The sequence below is a fragment of the Microtetraspora malaysiensis genome, from assembly GCF_050947145.1.
Lineage (GTDB): Bacteria > Actinomycetota > Actinomycetes > Streptosporangiales > Streptosporangiaceae > Microtetraspora_A > Microtetraspora_A malaysiensis.
Window position 1 is genome coordinate 7,737,543 of sequence record NZ_CP191998.1, and the last position, 17,249, is coordinate 7,754,791.

A 17,249-nucleotide genomic window follows, 5' to 3' on the forward strand; every position below is an offset into this window, starting at 1 on the left:
GCTGTATGAGCTGCTCCGCTGATCGCTGGCCATCGCGACCGCGGAGCCGGTGGTCCCGGGACGTCTCGCTGGGGGGCGAGCGTGGGGAAGCCCGGGGCCACCACCCCCAACAACAAGAACGGCCCCGGGCCGGTGAGCCAAAGCACCGGCCGGGACCTGGCCCGAAACACACCTACAAGGAGGAGTCCCGGGTTATGCGTGACCCTAACGAGCGCGCCATCGACGCGCCAGACCCGATCGAGACCGACGCCAAGGAGCGGCGCCGCCTTCTGTCCCGTCTCTGGCCCTCCCGTTGGCGTCGGATCGCCCCGGTGAAGCCGCCCCGTCCCGTCCCGGCGCCTGTCCGGTCCCGCTGGGCCATCGTCGGCGTCGGCGTCCTCGGCGCTCTGGTCCTCGCGATCGTCGCGGTCGGCCTGCACACCGCGCTCGGTCCGCTGCGGGACACGGCGCTCGCTGCGCACATCGAGCCGGCCGCCGCTCGGCTGTACTGGATCGGGGTTGACGGGCTGATCGTCATTGCGATCATCGCGGCGATGATCCTCCGGCACGACCCGACCGCGCGCCGGTATGCCCTCACGATCGTCGGCCTCTTCACCGTCGCGAGCGGAGTCCTGCAGTACCTTCACGGGCTCGGCTGGACCACCCCGAATCCGGTGTCCGGCGTGATGCCGCCGCTGCCGTGGGGAGTTGTCGCGGTCGTCGCGGCCCTGGTGATCGGCACGATCTTCTGCGGGACGCACCTCTTCGTATACGTGCTCCGCCAGCTCTTCCCCCGCGTCCTCGCCGACCGGTCCGGGACGCCCACTGAGGAGCCGTCCGGCGACCGCATGGAGGATGAGCCGCCCGCCGAGGGACCGGACCCGAACGAGGTCGCCCGGTTGGTGTACGCCGCGTGCCTGGACGCTGGCGTGAAGCTGTCGCGCGCGAAGCTCGCCGAGGTCGGCCAGATCAGCGAGCGCCAGGCGGGCTACGTGAAGACGGACGTCGAGATCGAGCGCGTGGAGGCGGCGCGGGCTGCCATGCAGGTCCCCTCGATCAACGGTAAGGCGCTCGTGCTGAACGGCTCTGGATCGGGGGCGACCCCGTGATGAGGACGGTCTACGTCGTGACGACGGTGGGCACCCGGCGAGCGCAGGTCCGCCAGCTGGTCCTGGCCGCGCTCGGGCCGCTGCTCCTGGCGCTCGCCGTTCTCGGGCACCTCCTGGTGCTCGCCCTGGGCGCAGCCGACGCACTCGTCATGGCCGCCATCGGCGTGCCCCGCCTGGCGTGGTGCGCCCGCCCGTTCGTCGAGGAGGCCCGCGCGCAGTGGCGGGAGACCCTCGGAGAGGACCTGTCATGAGCAGCCGCCAGCGGATCCCCGAGCTGTCCAACATCCCCTGGGCCGGGCCGAAGTCCATCACGGAGTACGCGAAGGTCGGCCGGGCGCTCGCCCGCGACCTCGGCGAGGAGTTCGCGATGGGCTCGGACGAGCTGTACGCCGTGCTCGTCCGCTCCTACAAGGGCCACCCCGTGCTTTCAGTGTTCGGCGCGCCCGATGTCCGGCTACGCGCGCGCCGCGTCATCCGCCGGCTGAAGCGCGCCGCCGAACTGCAGCGCGGCGCGGCCGTCGAACTGGTCAAGTTCCACGCGCAGTTCCGGCGCGAGTTCGTGGACGTGCTCCCGCAGGCGAAGCCGGAGAAGCAGCGCAAGGTGGAGTTCAACTGGGAGGACGACGACTGATGGCCTCCACGCGAACGGCCGCCGTTCCGGCGGTCCCCGAGATGACCGACACGAGCATGGAGCGCCTGGCCGCGCGCGCCGTCTCCAAGGCGATGCTCTACGCCACGCCATGGTTCGTGGGCGTGCTCGTCTTCGGACTCGGCGTCGCCCTGTACAACACGCTCGGCGGCTCCACGGAGTGGGTCGCCTGGTCGGCCGTGCTCACCACGATGGGCGTGCTCGTCCTCACGGGCGTAACGTACGGCCAGTCCCACGCCCGCGGCCCGTGGGGCAAGGCACACACGACAGCGAGCACGTTCACGGCCGGGATGTGGGTGGTCGCTTGCGTGATCGCCGGTCCGGGCCATCCGCTGATCTGGCGTCTCGGTGTCATCGGCGGAATCACTGTGGCGCTGACGTGGGACATCCGGACGGCGATCCGCCGCAAGGGCTGGGACTCCCCCGGCGTCATCCATGACAAGCTCGGGTTCCTCTTCGACCAGGCTGGGACGATGCCCGGAGCGAAGATGAAGACGGTTGAGCAGGGCGACGCGAAGATCAAGGCCAAGTTGGAGTTGCCCGCCGGGGAGAAGATCGCCGAGGACGCGCAGAAGAAAGCGCCCTACTTCGAGTCCGGGATGCGGCTCCCCCCGGGATCGCTGACCGTCACCATCGACCCCGACGATGCGTCGCGGGCCGACGTCGTCCTGTCCGACCCGCGCGTGATGAAGAAGCCGATCCCCTGGCCCGGACCGGCCTGGCCCGGCGGATCGATCGCGGACCCACTGCGGATCGGCGTCTGGCAGGACCTGGACGTCGTCGAGTACCGCATCCTTGGGCACCACCTGCAGCTGATGGGCATGACCGGCGCCGGGAAGTCCATCGGCGGGTGCTGGAACATCCTCGGCGAGGCCATCACCCGATATGACGTGGCGGTGTTCGCGGCCGACGTCACGAAGGGCACGCAGACGCTCGGGCCACTCGCCGCCTCGCTGCACCGCCTGGAGACCACACCCGAGGGTGCCCGCGCGATGCTCCGCGACCTCCAGAGCAAGGTGAAGGAGCGCACCAGTCAGCTCGCAGCCAAGGGCCTGCAGAAGTGGAAGCCCGGGTGTGGGCTCGCCTACTGGGTGATCTGGCTGGAGGAGTGCCCCGACATCTTCGACTCGATGTCGGACAAGGAGATGGAGTCCTTCCTGTCCCTGGCCAAGGCACTGCGGTCCGGCGGCGGCTCGATTTTCCTGTCCCTGCAGCGGTCGGACTACACACAGATGCCGACGATCGCGCGCGGCCAGCTCGGCAACATGTGTTTCGGCGTCCAGTCGTCCTCTGACGCCGCGTTCGGCCTGTCGGAGTCGATGCAGGACGCGGGGGCGCGGCCGGAGCTGTGGGAGAACGGCCAGCCCGGCATGGCGTACCTCGGGGCGCCCACGATCCCGCGGGAGCGGATCGCGATGCCGCTCCGGACGTACGCCTGGGGCATGAAGGACGGGGAGTTCGATGACGAGCGCGCGTCCGCGGCGATGCGCGAGCACGCTGTCCGCTTCCCGGCCGCCGCGAAGAAGGTGGACCCGACCACTGCGGCGCTCGCCCGGATCTCCCCCGCGCCGGCCGCGACGGCAGCACGGCCTCCCGTTGACCGTGACCTGCTGTTGCAGGCGGTCGAGCTGGTCGTCGCCACACAGTACGCGTCGCCGGCCATGCTGCAGCGCAAGCTGCGCGTTGGGCACGCCGAGGTGCGCCGGCTGCTGGAGGCGATGCAGCGGGGCGGCATCGTCGGTGCGGCCCGCGAGGACGAGACGCACAAGGTGCTCACTCCGCCGGGCGGGCTGGCGCTCGCGCTGGCCATGGTTCTGGGCGACCCGGAGACCGGCGGGATCCATATCCCGGAGACCGACCAGGAGGACGACGAGGACGAGGACGTGAAGCACGTGAGCGCCGAGTACCTGGAGACCGACGACCCCGACCCCACCATCCAGGCCGACGCGGACGACGAGATCGAGGAGCTACCCGAGGGCGACCCGCCGTGGAAGTTCGCCGCATCCGGCCGGCGGATGACGGCTGAGGAGCGTGGCGCGGCGCTCATGGCGCGGCTGCGGGAGATGTGGGACGAGGGCGCCCGCGAGTTCTCCTCGGGGGACCTCAAGCCGCTGTGGGAGACGACGGACATGTCCCGGGCGTGGGTGCAGAAGAAGCTGCGGCAGCTCGCCGAGGCGGAGGTGCTCGGCGGCTACGACGACGAGCGCCAGGTGTACCTGATGCCGGAGCGGCCCGAGCTTCCTTGATCGCGTGGCACCCCCTGGGTGCCATGGAAGGGGGCTGGGGGAGGGAGTTACAGGTCAGAAGGGGTGCCACGATCGTGGCACCCCTTCGTGGCACCTGGCGTGGCAGGAGTGTGGCACCCGGGCGTGGCACCCGTGGCCACAAGATCAACAAGCGTGGCGCTTGCATCCCACGCGCAGCCGTGCACCTTACTGAGATCTTGATCGGGGTAGAAGGTGTGGCACCCCGCTCACTGCTGTGACCGCCTGGCAAGTGGCGGGGTCCGGTTCTCTTTGCGTTGCCCAGGTTGGCATGGTCTGGCCGTGGACAAGCAAGACGTTCCTGGCCCATCTTCAACGCCTCCCGTGGTCCGCCCCTGAACGCACGATGGGTAGCGTCGAGCTTGCTACGGGATAACCCTCGCAACACGACTTCCGGCCCTGGCATGGTGACCAAGCCCGTCCGCCAGGGAGAGCCGCGACCCAGGTCAAGACCCGCGACCGACGAGGCCGAGCTCCACCGGAGGTCCAGCACAAGATCCACTGCTTACCATGCTGGGCGGTAAGCGCCTGGTGGCATCACTAGTGGGCCCTTCTCGCGCAGTGAGGTGTCCGCCACCGCCGCAAGAGAAGCTCGACCCGTCCTGTAGGAGAGCCGCCGTTCCTGCCGTCTCCCAGTAAGAGGTGCGCAGTCAGCCGTCAGCACTACGAGCGCAGCGGGAGGAGGTGATATTTGTGACCGACGTTGAGCACGCCCCTGAATCCGAAGAGCCTCAGCCGCAGGAGCCGACCGGCGAGGGTGAGCAGCCTGCCGAGGAAGCGCCCCAGGGCGAGCAGCCTGCCGAGGAAGCGCCCAGCGAGGGCGAGCAGCCTGCCGAGGAAGCGGGCGGTGGTGAGTGAGTCCACAGCTCCCTTCTGGCCGAACGCGAGGGGATCCTGTCATCGGTCGCCGAATCGTGGGCAGAACCCCTTACATGAAGTGGCGGGGCCGGGACGGTCTTTGGCCGACCGGCCACGCCCCAACGGGTAGCACGGGAAGAGTGACATATGCCGATCACTACCCAGTTCAAGAAGATCACGAAGTCCAAGGCGTTCTACGCCATCGCTGGCGCAGGCAACTACGTGATGGATCTGGCCAGGAACCCGCGCAGGTACCGGTCCGCCGCCACCACCAGGATCACCGAGTTCTATGACGATCTGGCCAACCGCGGCCGCAATGTCGTCGGCAAGGTGAGCCGAGAGGCCGCGCGCGAGTTCGATGATGTCTCCCGGTCCGCCGCGCCGTTGGCCGGGGAGGCTCCAGGCAAGGAGCCCACCCGAGCTCGCAGGACAGCATCCAAGGTATGACGCAGGATCCACTTGGCACGACGGGTGCCCGCCAACGGGGGAATGTGCGGGCACTCATCATCAGGCGGACGCTCCCGCGGGCCACCTGGTGATTCTCTCAACGGCCCGCCCTCTGTGGTGCTGTGACTGCTCACTGAGGGCGGGGCCCGCTCTTACTGGACGCTCTACCGCCAGTGCCTGCCCCGCGGCGTACTTACGTGCTGGGGCCACGTTGGCGCGCCCTCGGCGACCGCCAGGCCATAGGGCATACGAGACGGACCGACCCTGCCCGAGAGGACAGTGGTCCTCGCCGTGCCCGCGCAGGGATCAGGCATCAGCCGCGCGCCGCTCCTCGCCGTCAACTGCATGCGGTGCGATACCGCTGGGCAGATGGGCCCGCTGCTCGGGTACGGCTGCGCAGGCGCCTGTGAGGCGAAGTAGCTGCCGAAGCCACGCCTCCATGGGATCTGGAGCGGCAAGGGCGACGTTCGCCATGTGATTCCCCCGACTGGCTAGTGATTTCTCCGAGACCCGTTTGGTGGCGACAGCATCGGAGACATTACGGAGAGTAGTGCCCAGCACGGAGAGTAATATAACGGGAGAAGTGATGATCAAGGCGATTGTCGTCCTTGCGGCAATAGCAGTGGCGGCTCTCGTCGCCTTCGGTCTCGTGTCGAGCTCCCGTAAGCCGTCTCTCGACGAGAGACTCGCTTCCGCCGCCCGTTCAGCCTGATCACTTCCCGGGCGGTGGAAGCGGCCCCGCCGGTGGTGTTCACCACCGGCGGGGCGTTCTGCTATCAGCAGAGCTTCGCCTGGATATCTCCAGGCAGGCGGTTCATCTGGAAGCCAGCTCAAGGCCCGCTACCCAACTCGGCAGCGTCCTCACGCGCGGGCGATCGTGTAGCCGACAGCGTGCAGGAAGGCACGTTCCGGGCTAGTCCAAGCCACCGTAGACGATGGCGTCGTACCGCGTCGGGTACGTGGGGATACGCCCGACAAGGCCCAAAAGGATGAAGACCTTCTGGATGTGTGGCCCAAGCCCGCAGACGGCGACCCGGTCGTCGGAGCCCAGCGCGTAGTAGGCGTCACGGATCACGTCGACTCCGCTGTGGTCGATGAAGGTCACGTCAGTGAGGTCGAACAGTAGGCGGGGCGGTGCTTGATGCACGACCGCCTCCACGATGCTGCGGAATGCGCCCTCGGTGTCGAAGTCAAGGGCACCCTCGACTGTGATCACCTTCCAGGGAGGGCGAAACTCTGTCGTAACGCTGAAAGCCTCCACTCTCGTCACCTCCATCGCGGGCGAGCGCGATCAGCCCAAGAGCGGCTTCCTTAGTAAGAGCTTAAGCTCCGCCGTGAACGTTTCGTGGGTGCAGTCAAGCGTCCCGCCTGTGAGTTCGCCGCCCATGCGGGCAGTGGCAGATCATGACGGATGCTGAGAGTTACCGCCCGGGGATGATCGTCCCCGAGAGCGGGATCTACGAATGCGACTCCGGGTGCGGGCACCAGTGGTCCACGGACGTGAAGGGGCACCGGTTTCCGCCGCTTCCGGACGGCTGCAAGGGCGGCGGGTGGAAGCTCAAGGCCAAGGCGCCGATCAAGTAGCCCGCGACGACGAAGAGAGCCCGCTCTCCCACAGGGGAGAGCGGGCTCAAACGTGCCGGGTGACTCGCTGGTGAGAACCGTCGCGTCGGGGGCATGGGCGTAGGTGAGGGCTCCGGCCCGGAGCCCTTGCGAAGGAGACGCGCGAAGGGACAAGGGTTATGCCTCGGGGTTCGAGCCCGAAGCGGGAACGCCAGTACGAGCACATCAAGGGAAGCCTGCGCGAGCGCGGCCGCAGCGAAGACCTCGCCGAGGAGATCGCGGCTCGCACGGTGAACAAGGAGCGCGCCCGGGCCGGGGAATCCAAGACCGCCAGCCGTACCTCGATCAACGACATCTCTTCCGGTCGACGCGGCGGGCTGCGATCGCACTCCGGCGCGAAGGGGCGCACGCGCGACCAGTTGTACGCCGAGGCCAAGCGCCGCAACATCAAGGGGCGGTCGAAGATGACCAAGGCGCAGCTGGAAAAGGCCCTCAGCTAGGTGGGGTAGCGGTCGTCGAAGCCACATTTCGGGACGATCTCCAGCGCCCGCCCCCCTCACTCCAGAGGGGCGGGCGGACCTGTTTATGCGCGACTACCGCTGGCGCTGCTCCGACTGGGCGGCGTTCGGCACCACATAGGTGATGCCCAGCGCGCCGAGCACGGCCAGAGCCACGGTGACCCACTCGCCGGGCTCGATGGCGCCGTCGCCCATCGCGGTGACGAGCGCGGCCGTACCGGCGGAGAACGCCGCCACGATGGCCTTGGCGGACGAACCAACCTTGATCATTGCCCCTCCTCGGGGGACAGCCCGCCGGCGGCGGGACGCATCTACTTGGGTCTCGCGGCGAACGTCGCGCGCCAGGTGAACTTGCCGACGATCCCGTCGTCGCCCAGCCCGGCCGCGCGCTGGATCTTTCGGCACACCGCCCGCGACGCCGGCCCGTACGCGCCGTCCACGTCGAGCTGATAGCCGAGCGCCTTCGCCTGCTTCTGCCACCGGCGCACGTCGTCGCCACGCGTGATCGGCGGGTACTTCAGCAGCCGCCCGGGGAACGCCAGGACCCGCCCGCCGGTGGCCGGGGACACGCCGCCGCCGGGCCGCGGAGCGCCCGCCTTCACCCAGGCGTACAGCGCGGGCCCGGGGCAGTCCGTGCTGTACCCGTCGCGGTGGCCCTTGATCTCCTGTCCGGCGCCGCCCTTCGCTCGCAGCCAGTCGATCGCGTCCAGGACGCCGAGCAGCAGGTCCCCGGTCGGCTCGACCAACCCCGCGTTGCCGACCAGCGCGAGCACGGCATAGTGACCGGAGTTGCGGCCGGCCCCGTTGGCGGCGGGCAGATGGTGGAGATCACGGCCGATGAACACCTTCCGGTGCCAACACGCTGCCGCGGTGTATCCGATATCCGTCCAGCCGTTGCCGTTCATGTGGAACGCCTGGATGTCCCGCACGGCGGTCACGCACAGGTCGTGGTCGTCGAGCATCTTCGGGTCTACCCTGCCGCCGGTGTAGTGGACCTTGACGCCCTTCGTGGACGCCAGGAGGCTGTAGGAGCCGCGCGGCGCACGGGCGCCCCACTCGAAGCGGGTGACGAGATCGACCATGACTCATCCCTCCTTGGGGCTCTGCTTCAGGTGGTCGGCCAGGTGCTCCTCAAGCAGCTGCTCCAGGCGCTCCGACCGCTTGTCGGTGCGGTTGACGGCGTCACGGAGGCTCGACCCGCCGTTGGGATGTAGCTGGGCCTCGATGGTGCCCTGACGTGTCTCGATCGAGGCGAGCCGCTTCATAACGCCCGGCCGCTCTGGCACGCCTGGCCGCTCCTGCTCGCCCCGCCAGTCGTCCAGGTCGTCGCTGAGCCGCTTCAGGAATCGGATGACCGTGACGACAACGGTCCCGCCGCCGGCGAGGGTGGCGAGGGCGACGCAGGCGGCGAGGATCTCGGTCACGGCAGCGGCTCCACGCGCAGCCATGAGTCATTGATCTTGTTGGTCGCGGACGTGCCGCTGGAGATGTACGCCTGTAGGGCCACTGTCGTTGTCCCGGGCGCCAGGCCCTCGAACAGCCTCGTCATGTCTGCGGGAATCGGGGTCGTGGCCGTCGTCGATCCGATGACGACGGTGGCGCCTCCGGAGTCCCCGGGCGACGGGGTGACCGTGTTCGCGCCGGACATCGCAGGTGCAAGCCGTACGGTGGATGCCGTGGTCTGGTTGTTGTAGCCGCGGAATCCCCAGGAGACCAGCAGCCGGCCCGAGGTCGGGACAACCACGACGACGGACGGCGCCCCCATGTACGTCTGGAACACGCCGGTCGTGTTGATGTCACGGGCCCCGCCGATGTCTGCGGCGTACTGGCCGCCCGCGAGGACCACGGCGAGCGCCCGAAAGCGGTCTTCCAACGCCTTGACCCGGCGCAGCAGCGCGCGCGGGCTGGCCGGGTCGAGAACGTCCGTCACAACTCCTCCCCCGCCCCGTCCGCCGGGATGGGCTCGGGCTCCGCGGGCCCGGACGGCGGCACGTCGGGCATGGGAATGTTCACGACCACGACGAGCTGCGCATCAGGGTGGGTCTCCTGGACGAACCCGAACTCCTGGGTCCACCAGGCGATCACCGTTCGCGCGGCCAGGTTCGTGCTGGCCAGCTCCCAGGGCGTCATGCTGCCGTGCTCGATCAGCCAGTCCTCGGCCTCGGCGACTGCCGCGACGATGACCTCGCGGGCGTAGGTGAGCAGGCCGCGCGGGGTCGTGTCGGTCGGCCCCCACGCGGGCCGGTACATCAGGCCCTGCCCGGGCAAGAATTCGATCACTGTGCCCCTTATCCGGTGATCTCATAGCTGCCGGTGAGCACGAGCTGGTCGTTGCTCGCCCAGCTGAACGGCGCGGCGGGGCCGAGGATGTTGTTGAGCGTCCCGAGCCGCTCGATCCCGCCCGCGTTGGACAGGTATCCGCTCACGGGCCAGCGGACCGACCCGGCCGAGTTGGACACGAAACCGCCGATCGTCTGGATCGCGGTCAGGACATGGTTGGTCGGCAGCGAAAACGACCAGGCGCCGGCCCCGGCGTTCGTACTGCTACCGATGACGAGCCTGAGCCGGAGATGCACCGTCCGGCTGATCTGGATGAACGCCCCCGTCAGCGTGCCGTTGCCGAGCACCGGAGCCGTGGTGGCCGCCGACCAGGACGGGGTGTAGCCGGCCCACGGGCTGTAGAGGTCCGACCACCTGCCGGTCACCTCGGCATCCCACAACGCCTTGTTGATGTAAGCGCCATCAGCCGGCGCGACAGGATCCGCCACGAGCGCCTCCTAGCTGATCTCGTAGCTGCCGGTGAGCACGAGCTGGTCGTTGACCGCCCACGCGTGCGGCGCGCCGGACGCCAGACCTGTCGAGCCGTCCACCGCGATCCGCTCAATCCCGCCGCTGTTGGATAGCAGCACGCAGACCGCCCACCGGTTGGAGTTGGGCAGGACGTCGTGGACGTGGCCGCCGAGCGTCTGGAACGCCTGCACGTTGTGCCCCGGCGGGAGGCTGAAGCTCCACGCGCCGCTGCCGTACGTCGTCGTGGAGCCCATCACCAGGCGGAGCCGGAACAGGACCGCCTTGCCGACGTCGGCCCGCTTGTACGCCCCCTGAAGGGTCCCGTTGCCGAGGCCCGGGTTTGTGGTCGCGGCCGTCCAGACAGGCGTGTACGCGGTCCACCCTGCGTACAGGTCCGTCCAACGGTCGGTGATCTCCTGCTTCCAGAATGCCGCGTCGATGACCGCCGCCGAGGCCGGGCTGATGGGTGCCGCCACGTTCTCCTCCTACGAAGCTTCGTAGACGCCGCCGAGCACGACCTGAGCGCTGTTGGACCACTGGAAAGGCGAGGAGTTGGCCGGAGTACCGGCGTTCGTCCGTATACCGCCAGTGCCGTTGACGCACATCCGGAAGACGCCCGTCCCCGTGGACAGCCAGCAGGCAAGCGGCCACCGCACCGAAGCCGCGCCGTTGATCGCGATGCCAGGCGCGGACTGCACAGCGGTCGGCGCATACCCCTGTGGCAGGGAGAAGCTCCACAGCCCGTCACCGAAAGCCGTGCTGCTCCCCGCGACGAACCGGATCCGGAACTCGACCGTCTTCCCGATCGCCTTGTACGCCCCGGTCAAACTGCCGTTGCCGAGGTTCGGCGCGGTGGCCGAGCACGACCAGACGGGCGTGTACGGCGTCCAGCCCGCGTACACATCCGTCCACTTGTCGTAGACCTCGGCGTCCCAAAGCGCCTTGTCGGCCATCGCGCCGGCAACCGGGCTGACAGGTACGGCCACGAGCCCTCCCTACAGTGCGAACCGGGTGGTGACGCCCAGCTCGGAGCGGCCAGGCACACCGAGCTGCCACACCTGGTTGGGCGCGGCCGGGCCCGTGTTGTACGTGATCGTGTGCAGGACGAGCGAAATGGTCTCGGAGTAGCCCTCAATGTGCAGGTCCACCGTCGCCTGCGGGGAGGGTGCTGGGAGTCCGGTGAGCCTGACCACGTCGCTGATATCGAGGTCGAGCACCGCGGCATAGGAGGCGAGGGTGGACGCCGCCACCGTCACCTGAGTGACCCTCGGCGGTGGGTCGGCGCCCTTATAGACGCGCCACTGGGCATCCGCCAGGGCATCCGCGTCCGACGCCCACGGCTGCGAGGACCCGCCCGTGTAGATGCCGTAGTCGGCGATGCTCGCCTGATTCGTCACCCGCTGGTCGGCGCCGCCCTCCCGCCGGTTCGTCACGTCGTTCTCGATCGGCTGGTCATCGTCGGACCAGCGGAGACCCTCCCAGATCTCCGCCGCCGTCAGCGTGACAGCCGGCGCCCGGTTGTAGCGCCAGTTCCGACACTCGAAGATGACGGTTTCCGCCGCGCTCCGGGACGCGTAGACGAGCCCGGCCTCCACCGCAGCGATGTCGCGCAGCGCCTGGAGGGGCACCACGCCCCCGGCGGCCTGGGCGGATATCTGTGTCGTGGACGACCCTCTGATGACTCCCCAGAGCTTCAGCAGCCCGCGAACGCGGTTGAACCGGTCTGCGGTGGACTCCGTCACTCCGCTGCCCGCTGAGTAGGCCCACGACCAATCCGGCTGTGTCGTACGGCGCGCGTACCAGACGTGGCTGAGCACGCCATCGAACAGGTTCGAGGTGCCGTCCGGCGACTGGAAGCCACCCGCGACCAGCCGGTCATACAGGTCGGGCTGGATGATGCTGCCGTAGCTGAAGCCGTTCGCGCCGACGTTGCCGTCCACTGACGCGAACACGCCGCCGTCCGACTTGAGTAGCACCGCCACCAGGTGGTCTTTGCCGTCCGCCAGATTGGTGGTGATCCCCGGGCTGTTGCCGAAGTCGCCGCTCACGAGGTCCTCGCCCAGGAACGCGGCCACGCGCAGCGTGCCGTCCGCCGCGTCCACGTTGAGCACGACGGCCGCCCCGCCGATGCCCCCGTACCGGCTGCACACCTGCAGGAAGTCGCGCCCCGGCACGGTGGTCTTGATCCAGCACGCGATGACGAGCGACCCCGTCGCAGGCTTCAAGTCCGCGCGCAGCCCCTTGCCCTGGGTAAAGCTGAACGGCGTGAAGCGGGGAGCCGGGAGCGCGTCCACGGACGGGCCATCCTCCGCGCCGAAGCTGACCACGCCCCCGGCTCCGGACACCTGATACGTCCGCATGCTCTGCTGGCCCTTGCCCGAGGTGTCCCCCGCCGACGTGGAGTCCGCCTCGTCCCCGAGCGTGTAGTACGCATCGGGCTGGAGATAGAGCATCTCCTCTTCCAGCAGGGAGCGCATGGGGTCGAGCCCGCCGAGCCGTTTGAACACGTCCGTGCAGGTCACATCGGACAGGGCCAGGGTCGCACCTTCGGTCCACTCGACCGGCCACTCGTTCACCCGGCCGACGAACCGCGTGCTGATCGTCGCGTCCGCGCGGCTGTAGGCGCTGGCCGGCGCTCCCCGCTCGACCTGCACCGCGTCCACCCACACCTGATGACTGGCTGCCGGCGAGGTAGCCGGCCACATCTGGAGCGTGTGGAAGGTGTTCGTGGCCGTGAACGTCAGCGTGATTCTCTGCCATGCGTTCGTCATGGTGGAGGCGTTGCTGAGCGCCCCGCCCGCGACGGCCAGGAGCACGGCCGGCGACCCGCCGGAGGGCACCCGCACGTACGCCGACGCGGTGTAGACCTCCCCGATCTCGAAGCCGTAGACGGTGGTCTCCACCAGCGGCAGCGCGCCGCCGGCGCCCCACGTGGCGAGCATCGACTTCGTGCCGCTCCACGCCTGGGCAGTGGAGACGGCGATGGAGGGCGGCGCGCTTCCGCCCGTCCCCCAGCCCGCCGTGTCCGTCTCGAAGCTGCTGTTGGTGACCATGTTCTTCGTCCAGCGGACGAGGCGGCAGCGGATCGGCCGGTTCTTCCTCACGTTCGGGTAGTACGCGCCGGACGCGAGCCCGGGGGTGAAGCGGCCATCGTTGTGGAACGTCAGCGACATGGTGCCGGGTTGGATGTCCGACTGCTCGTCTCCCCGGCCGCGGGTGATGACGATGCCGGACTCGTCGCGGACGTAGCGGGTGACGTCCGTCCACGTCCCGCTGTTCGGCCAGTCGACTTCGACGATGGGTGCGTGCGGCATCAGCTCACCGGACCTGAATGTTGGTGGAGGACCGGCCGTTGGCCCTGTAGAACTTGGTCATCACCTGCTCGATCTGCCGAGCGACGGCGAGCGGATCCATCGCGCCGTTGACGACGATGTGGTTGACGACGCTGCCGCCCATGCCGAAGTCGGCCGCCATCTTCGACACCAGGCCCATGGCTCGGGACCGATAGGCCGGGTCGTACGGCACGTAGCCCTCGGGATGCCTGCCTTCGCCGAACAGCACGGTGGGCCGGGTCGCGATCCCCGGGCCAGGCCGCCAGCCACCGGACGCGTACCGCATGATTCCCCCGGCCGCGAAGAGGTGGCCGACCTCGTTCGCGGCGGCGATCTCGTCCTCGGACAAGCCGGTGTAGAGCATCATCGACTGAACCGACTTGGCGCCGTGCTTGAGCGCATCCTTGATCTTCAAGATGGCAGGCAGCTGCTCAAGCTTGGCCTGCTGGCTCGCCGCCGTCTTCACCTTCGCCTCAAGGGCCTTGAGCTTGGACTTGGAGAGCTTGGCGGCGTCCGCGGCATACTTCTCCGCATCCGGCCCTCCCATCGCGAGCAGCTGTTGAGCGAGCTCGCCGAACCCCATGTCGGCGATCTTCTGAACGTTGCGGATGAACGCCTTCTTGATCCCCAGGTCCAGGGACGCGGTCAGCCGGGCCGTGGGCTTGAGCTTGGACCGGTTGTAGACCGTCGAGGCCGCGTTCAGCTTCTCCGTCGCCGTTGCCAGGTCCCGCCGCTCCTTCGCGACCCGCGCCTCGTCGTCAGCGATCGTCTTCGCGCTCCGGTGCTTGCGCCGGTCCTCGGCAAGCTTCCGCTCCGCCGCCCGCAGCTGCGAGACCGCGTCCTTCTCCGCGCGAACCACCTTCAGGTAGTCGGTCTTGGACATGGCCTTGCCGCCCATGAAGCGGTCCACGAACTCCGAGAGCGGCACCGACACGCCACCGACCGCCCCGCCGGACGCGTACCCGCGGACCAGGCCGCCACGGGCGAACCGCCCGGCGTTGATGGCCTCCAACAGGTCCCGGTGCTTGGCCGTGCTCCGGGCGTTGACCACGTACTCGCCGTTGCTGAGCATGGCTGGGATGCTGTCGCTCGTGCCGGTCCCGGGGCCGGAGATGTAGCCACCGCTCGCGCGCATGTACGGCTGCTGGCCCAGCACGCCGCCCGGCCCGACGCGGGACGGGCCCGGCCCGTACTGCACGTAGCGGACAGGGATGCTGACCCCGTTGGCCATCTTCTGCATCTGCGTGAAGATCGTGCCGAACGCCACCCGAGCCTGCGCAGTATCCGCCTTGATGCGTGTGATGATCTCGCTGGGGATCTCGTAGTACTTGGCGATCAGCTTCTTCGCCTCTTCGCGGGAGATTCCGGCGGCCATCGCCGCCTTGATCAGCCCGTCGCGCTGCTGCACTGCGGCGCGTGCCACGTACTCGCTGGATCGGCCCTCTTCCTTCAACGCGACGATCCGGTCCGCCGCCGCCTTCGCCGCGGCGATGGTCTTCTCGGTGTTCTCCTGGCCCGCCTTGCTGGTGAGCCGGAAGTCGGCGCCGTTCTTCTGCAGGGCTCGGCTCATCTCGGCGATCGCCTGGTTGTAGGAGATCGTCGCCTCGTCCGCCTTGATGTGGCCGCCGACCAGCGCGTCCAGGCTTTTACGCAGCTCGTCTGCGGTCGTGTCTGCTGCCTGCATCTGCTGGGTGAGCAGCTTCTCCGCGTCAGCGTGGGTCTGGGCGGCCCCGGCCGCGCCCGCCTGCGCGGCCTGCTGGCGTCGGTACGCCTCCAGCGCGGCCGTCAGCTCTTCGTTCTGGCCGCGCAGCGCGCCGCGGAGTTGGATTGCGCCGTCCACCCCGGCCTTGTAGCCCTCGAACGAGAGTTGATCGCTGTCGTACTTGGCCTTGTTCGCGGCGATGATCGCGTCGAGTTGCTTCGTGACCTCGGCGTGCGCCGCGGAGTTGCCCATGATCGCGTCGGTGAACTGCCCAAGGCTGATCTTGTTGGCCTCGGCGACCTTCAGGAGTCCCTCTTGCTCCAGCCGATGCACGGCGAGAGCGCGGGTGTTCGCTCCGAGGGCGCCGGCGTCCTGCTCCAGGGCACGGCCCCACTCGCGTGCCCGCTCCGCCGCTTCGGCCTGGTGGTCGATCCACAGCCCGAGACCGACGACGGCCGCGCCGAGCGCGACGCCCCACGGCCCGGCGAGGAAGCTTCCGATCGAGCTGAGGCCCTTGTGGAACTTCTGCGCGCGCGGCCCCAAGTTGTCGAGCGACTCCTTGAAGGCGGCGACCTTCGGCGCCCCCATGAAGAACGCGCCCGCCACGAGCGACGCTGTCGCCGCGATCGTGCCGAGGGCCGTCCCGGCGATCCGTAGCGGCGCGGGCATGTCCCCGATCACGTCGATCCACGCGCCGGTCTTCTCCGCAGCCGCGCCCACCACCGGGAGGAAGGTATTGCCCACGGTGATGGCGAAGTCGTCGATCTGGTTCCACGCGATCTTTAGCTTGGATGCGGTGGTCTCGTAGCGGCGCGACGCCTCTTCGACGAGGGCGGTGTTGTCCTTCCATGCCTCGTTGCCCATCCGCAGGGACTGGGCGACTAGGTCGCCGGCCGCGGATGTGCGGAGCAGGGTGTCCCGGACGCGGATCTCCCCGAGCCCGAGGTTGGACAGCGTGGAGAAGACCGACCCGCCGGACTTCTTGATCCGGTCCAGCCCCGAGATGAACGATGTGATCGCCCCGCCCGCGTCCTGCTGGAACGCGGCCGTGAACTGGGACGACGACATGCCCGCCACCCGGGCGAACTCGTCCAGCCGGTCGCCGCCCTCATCGACTGCGGTCGCGATGTTGATGAACACGCGCGAGATAGCCGTGCCGCCGGCCTCCGCCTCGATGCCCACGCTGGACAGGGCGTTGGCAAAGCCGAGAACCTCCCCCTCGGTCAGCCCGATCTGCTTACCGGCGCCCGCGATCCGCAGCGCCATCTCCACGATGTCCTGCTCCGTCGAGGCGCCGTTGTTGCCCAGCTCAACCAGCGCACTGCCGAGACGGCCGATGTCCTCCTGGGCGGTGCCCATGATGTTGGAGATCCGCGCGAGCGCTGTCGCCGCCTCATCAGAGCTGAGGTTCGTCGCGGTGCCCAGCATCACCATGGTGCGGGTGAAGCTGGCGATGGCCTCCCGCTTGATGCCGAGCTGCCCGGCCGCCTCGGCGACGGCCGCGATCTCCTTGTGCGAGGCGGGGAGTTCCTTGGACAGCTCCCGCAGCTGGCCTTCGAGAGCGGCCATCTGGGACTGGCTGCCGTCCACGGTCTTGGCCACGCCCGCCCACGCGGACTCCCATGAGATCGCGGCGGCGGTGGCGAGCCCAAGCCCGGCTGCCATCGCCGCGCCACCGATAGCGAAGCCGACACCAACCCGGTGCATCTGCTCGCGCTGCCGCCGCTGCGCGGCCTCGATCTTCGCAAGCTCCCGCTCGAAGGTCCTGGCGGACTCCTCCGCGCTCTTCATGCCGCGCTGGAACCCGGCAGGGTCGGCGTCGATGTTGACCCGCAGATCACGCCGGAGCTGGATTGCCACCCGCCGCCCTCTCTCTCGGTCGTAGCTCGATATGCACGCCGCGGCCCACGTCGCCGCTGACCGCTGACCGCTTGATCTCCAGGACCTCGCAACCCCGGCAACGCACCTCGGTTGCGACGTAGGCGTGCCGGTCGCCGCCGACACGCTCGTCCCACTCCTCCGCCCGCGTCCCGCACGT

Annotated in this window: 19 protein-coding genes; 7 read left to right on the forward strand and 12 right to left on the reverse strand. The window is 68.9% G+C overall.

Annotated features, from left to right (window positions below; translation table 11 throughout):
* Positions 1–194 precede the first annotated feature (194 nt).
* From ACQP1V_RS36145 to ACQP1V_RS36160, 4 genes are read left to right on the forward strand one after another with little or no spacing between them, the layout of a single operon-like run.
* On the forward strand, positions 195–1,088 hold the full coding sequence (locus ACQP1V_RS36145) for a hypothetical protein (RefSeq protein ID WP_433414986.1): 894 nt from the start codon (positions 195–197) through the stop codon (positions 1,086–1,088).
* Positions 1,088–1,339 (forward strand): hypothetical protein, encoded by a 252-nt coding sequence (locus tag ACQP1V_RS36150; RefSeq protein WP_433414988.1) that lies wholly within the window; start codon positions 1,088–1,090, stop codon positions 1,337–1,339. Before ACQP1V_RS36145 ends, ACQP1V_RS36150 begins: the two co-directional genes overlap by 1 nt.
* Complete coding sequence (locus ACQP1V_RS36155) at positions 1,336–1,719, forward strand: hypothetical protein (protein ID WP_433414990.1); 384 nt, start codon at positions 1,336–1,338, stop codon at positions 1,717–1,719. The genes ACQP1V_RS36150 and ACQP1V_RS36155 overlap by 4 nt, the downstream gene beginning before the upstream one ends.
* Positions 1,719–3,983 (forward strand): DNA translocase FtsK, encoded by a 2,265-nt coding sequence (locus ACQP1V_RS36160; RefSeq protein ID WP_433414992.1) that lies wholly within the window; start codon positions 1,719–1,721, stop codon positions 3,981–3,983. Before ACQP1V_RS36155 ends, ACQP1V_RS36160 begins: the two co-directional genes overlap by 1 nt.
* A 681-nt stretch (positions 3,984–4,664) precedes the next feature.
* Here ACQP1V_RS36160 and ACQP1V_RS36165 read toward each other — a convergent pair.
* Complete coding sequence (locus tag ACQP1V_RS36165; protein ID WP_433414994.1) at positions 4,665–4,865, reverse strand: hypothetical protein; 201 nt, start codon at positions 4,863–4,865, stop codon at positions 4,665–4,667.
* A 141-nt stretch (positions 4,866–5,006) separates the two neighbouring features.
* Between ACQP1V_RS36165 and ACQP1V_RS36170 the strand changes: the two genes are divergently transcribed.
* Positions 5,007–5,306, forward strand: a complete 300-nt coding sequence (locus ACQP1V_RS36170; RefSeq protein WP_433414996.1) for a hypothetical protein — start codon at positions 5,007–5,009, stop codon at positions 5,304–5,306.
* 913 nt (positions 5,307–6,219) lie between these two features.
* Here the strand turns inward: ACQP1V_RS36170 and ACQP1V_RS36175 are convergent.
* A complete protein-coding gene (locus ACQP1V_RS36175; RefSeq protein WP_433414998.1) occupies positions 6,220–6,567 on the reverse strand; it encodes an STAS domain-containing protein in 348 nt (115 codons plus the stop codon).
* A gap of 143 nt (positions 6,568–6,710) precedes the next feature.
* On the opposite strand from ACQP1V_RS36175, the gene ACQP1V_RS36180 reads away from it, so the two are divergent.
* Both ACQP1V_RS36180 and ACQP1V_RS36185 read left to right on the forward strand, forming a co-directional pair.
* A complete protein-coding gene (locus tag ACQP1V_RS36180) occupies positions 6,711–6,890 on the forward strand; it encodes a hypothetical protein (protein ID WP_433415000.1) in 180 nt (59 codons plus the stop codon).
* Between the two features lie 158 nt (positions 6,891–7,048).
* Positions 7,049–7,369, forward strand: a complete 321-nt coding sequence (locus ACQP1V_RS36185; protein ID WP_433415002.1) for a hypothetical protein — start codon at positions 7,049–7,051, stop codon at positions 7,367–7,369.
* A 93-nt stretch (positions 7,370–7,462) separates the two neighbouring features.
* On the opposite strand, the gene ACQP1V_RS36190 is transcribed toward ACQP1V_RS36185, so the two are convergent.
* Genes ACQP1V_RS36190 through ACQP1V_RS36235 form a run of 10 tightly spaced genes read right to left on the reverse strand, consistent with a single transcriptional unit; the run spans position 7,463 to position 17,071 of the window.
* Complete coding sequence (locus ACQP1V_RS36190) at positions 7,463–7,657, reverse strand: hypothetical protein (RefSeq protein ID WP_433415004.1); 195 nt, start codon at positions 7,655–7,657, stop codon at positions 7,463–7,465.
* Between the two features lie 41 nt (positions 7,658–7,698).
* The gene (locus ACQP1V_RS36195; protein WP_433415006.1) at positions 7,699–8,469 is read right to left on the reverse strand and encodes a peptidoglycan recognition protein family protein; all 771 of its coding nucleotides are present in this window, start codon (positions 8,467–8,469) and stop codon (positions 7,699–7,701) included.
* 3 nt (positions 8,470–8,472) lie between these two features.
* Positions 8,473–8,811, reverse strand: coding sequence for a hypothetical protein (locus ACQP1V_RS36200; RefSeq protein WP_433415008.1), 339 nt, complete (start codon positions 8,809–8,811; stop codon positions 8,473–8,475).
* Positions 8,808–9,317 (reverse strand): hypothetical protein, encoded by a 510-nt coding sequence (locus ACQP1V_RS36205; RefSeq protein WP_433415010.1) that lies wholly within the window; start codon positions 9,315–9,317, stop codon positions 8,808–8,810. The genes ACQP1V_RS36200 and ACQP1V_RS36205 overlap by 4 nt, the downstream gene beginning before the upstream one ends.
* Positions 9,314–9,667 carry a hypothetical protein gene (locus tag ACQP1V_RS36210; RefSeq protein ID WP_433415012.1) on the reverse strand — a complete coding sequence of 118 codons (354 nt, stop codon included), beginning with the start codon at positions 9,665–9,667 and terminating at the stop codon, positions 9,314–9,316. The genes ACQP1V_RS36205 and ACQP1V_RS36210 overlap by 4 nt, the downstream gene beginning before the upstream one ends.
* A gap of 8 nt (positions 9,668–9,675) precedes the next feature.
* On the reverse strand, positions 9,676–10,155 hold the full coding sequence (locus tag ACQP1V_RS36215; RefSeq protein ID WP_433415014.1) for a hypothetical protein: 480 nt from the start codon (positions 10,153–10,155) through the stop codon (positions 9,676–9,678).
* A 9-nt stretch (positions 10,156–10,164) separates the two neighbouring features.
* Positions 10,165–10,653, reverse strand: a complete 489-nt coding sequence (locus ACQP1V_RS36220; RefSeq protein ID WP_433415016.1) for a hypothetical protein — start codon at positions 10,651–10,653, stop codon at positions 10,165–10,167.
* Positions 10,654–10,662: 9 nt separating this feature from the next.
* Positions 10,663–11,163, reverse strand: coding sequence for a hypothetical protein (locus ACQP1V_RS36225; RefSeq protein WP_433415018.1), 501 nt, complete (start codon positions 11,161–11,163; stop codon positions 10,663–10,665).
* A 9-nt stretch (positions 11,164–11,172) separates the two neighbouring features.
* The gene (locus ACQP1V_RS36230) at positions 11,173–13,491 is read right to left on the reverse strand and encodes a carbohydrate binding domain-containing protein (protein WP_433415020.1); all 2,319 of its coding nucleotides are present in this window, start codon (positions 13,489–13,491) and stop codon (positions 11,173–11,175) included.
* A 4-nt stretch (positions 13,492–13,495) separates the two neighbouring features.
* Positions 13,496–17,071: a phage tail tape measure protein gene (locus tag ACQP1V_RS36235; protein ID WP_433415022.1), complete on the reverse strand. Its 3,576-nt coding sequence runs from the start codon at positions 17,069–17,071 to the stop codon at positions 13,496–13,498.
* Positions 17,072–17,249 lie beyond the last annotated feature (178 nt).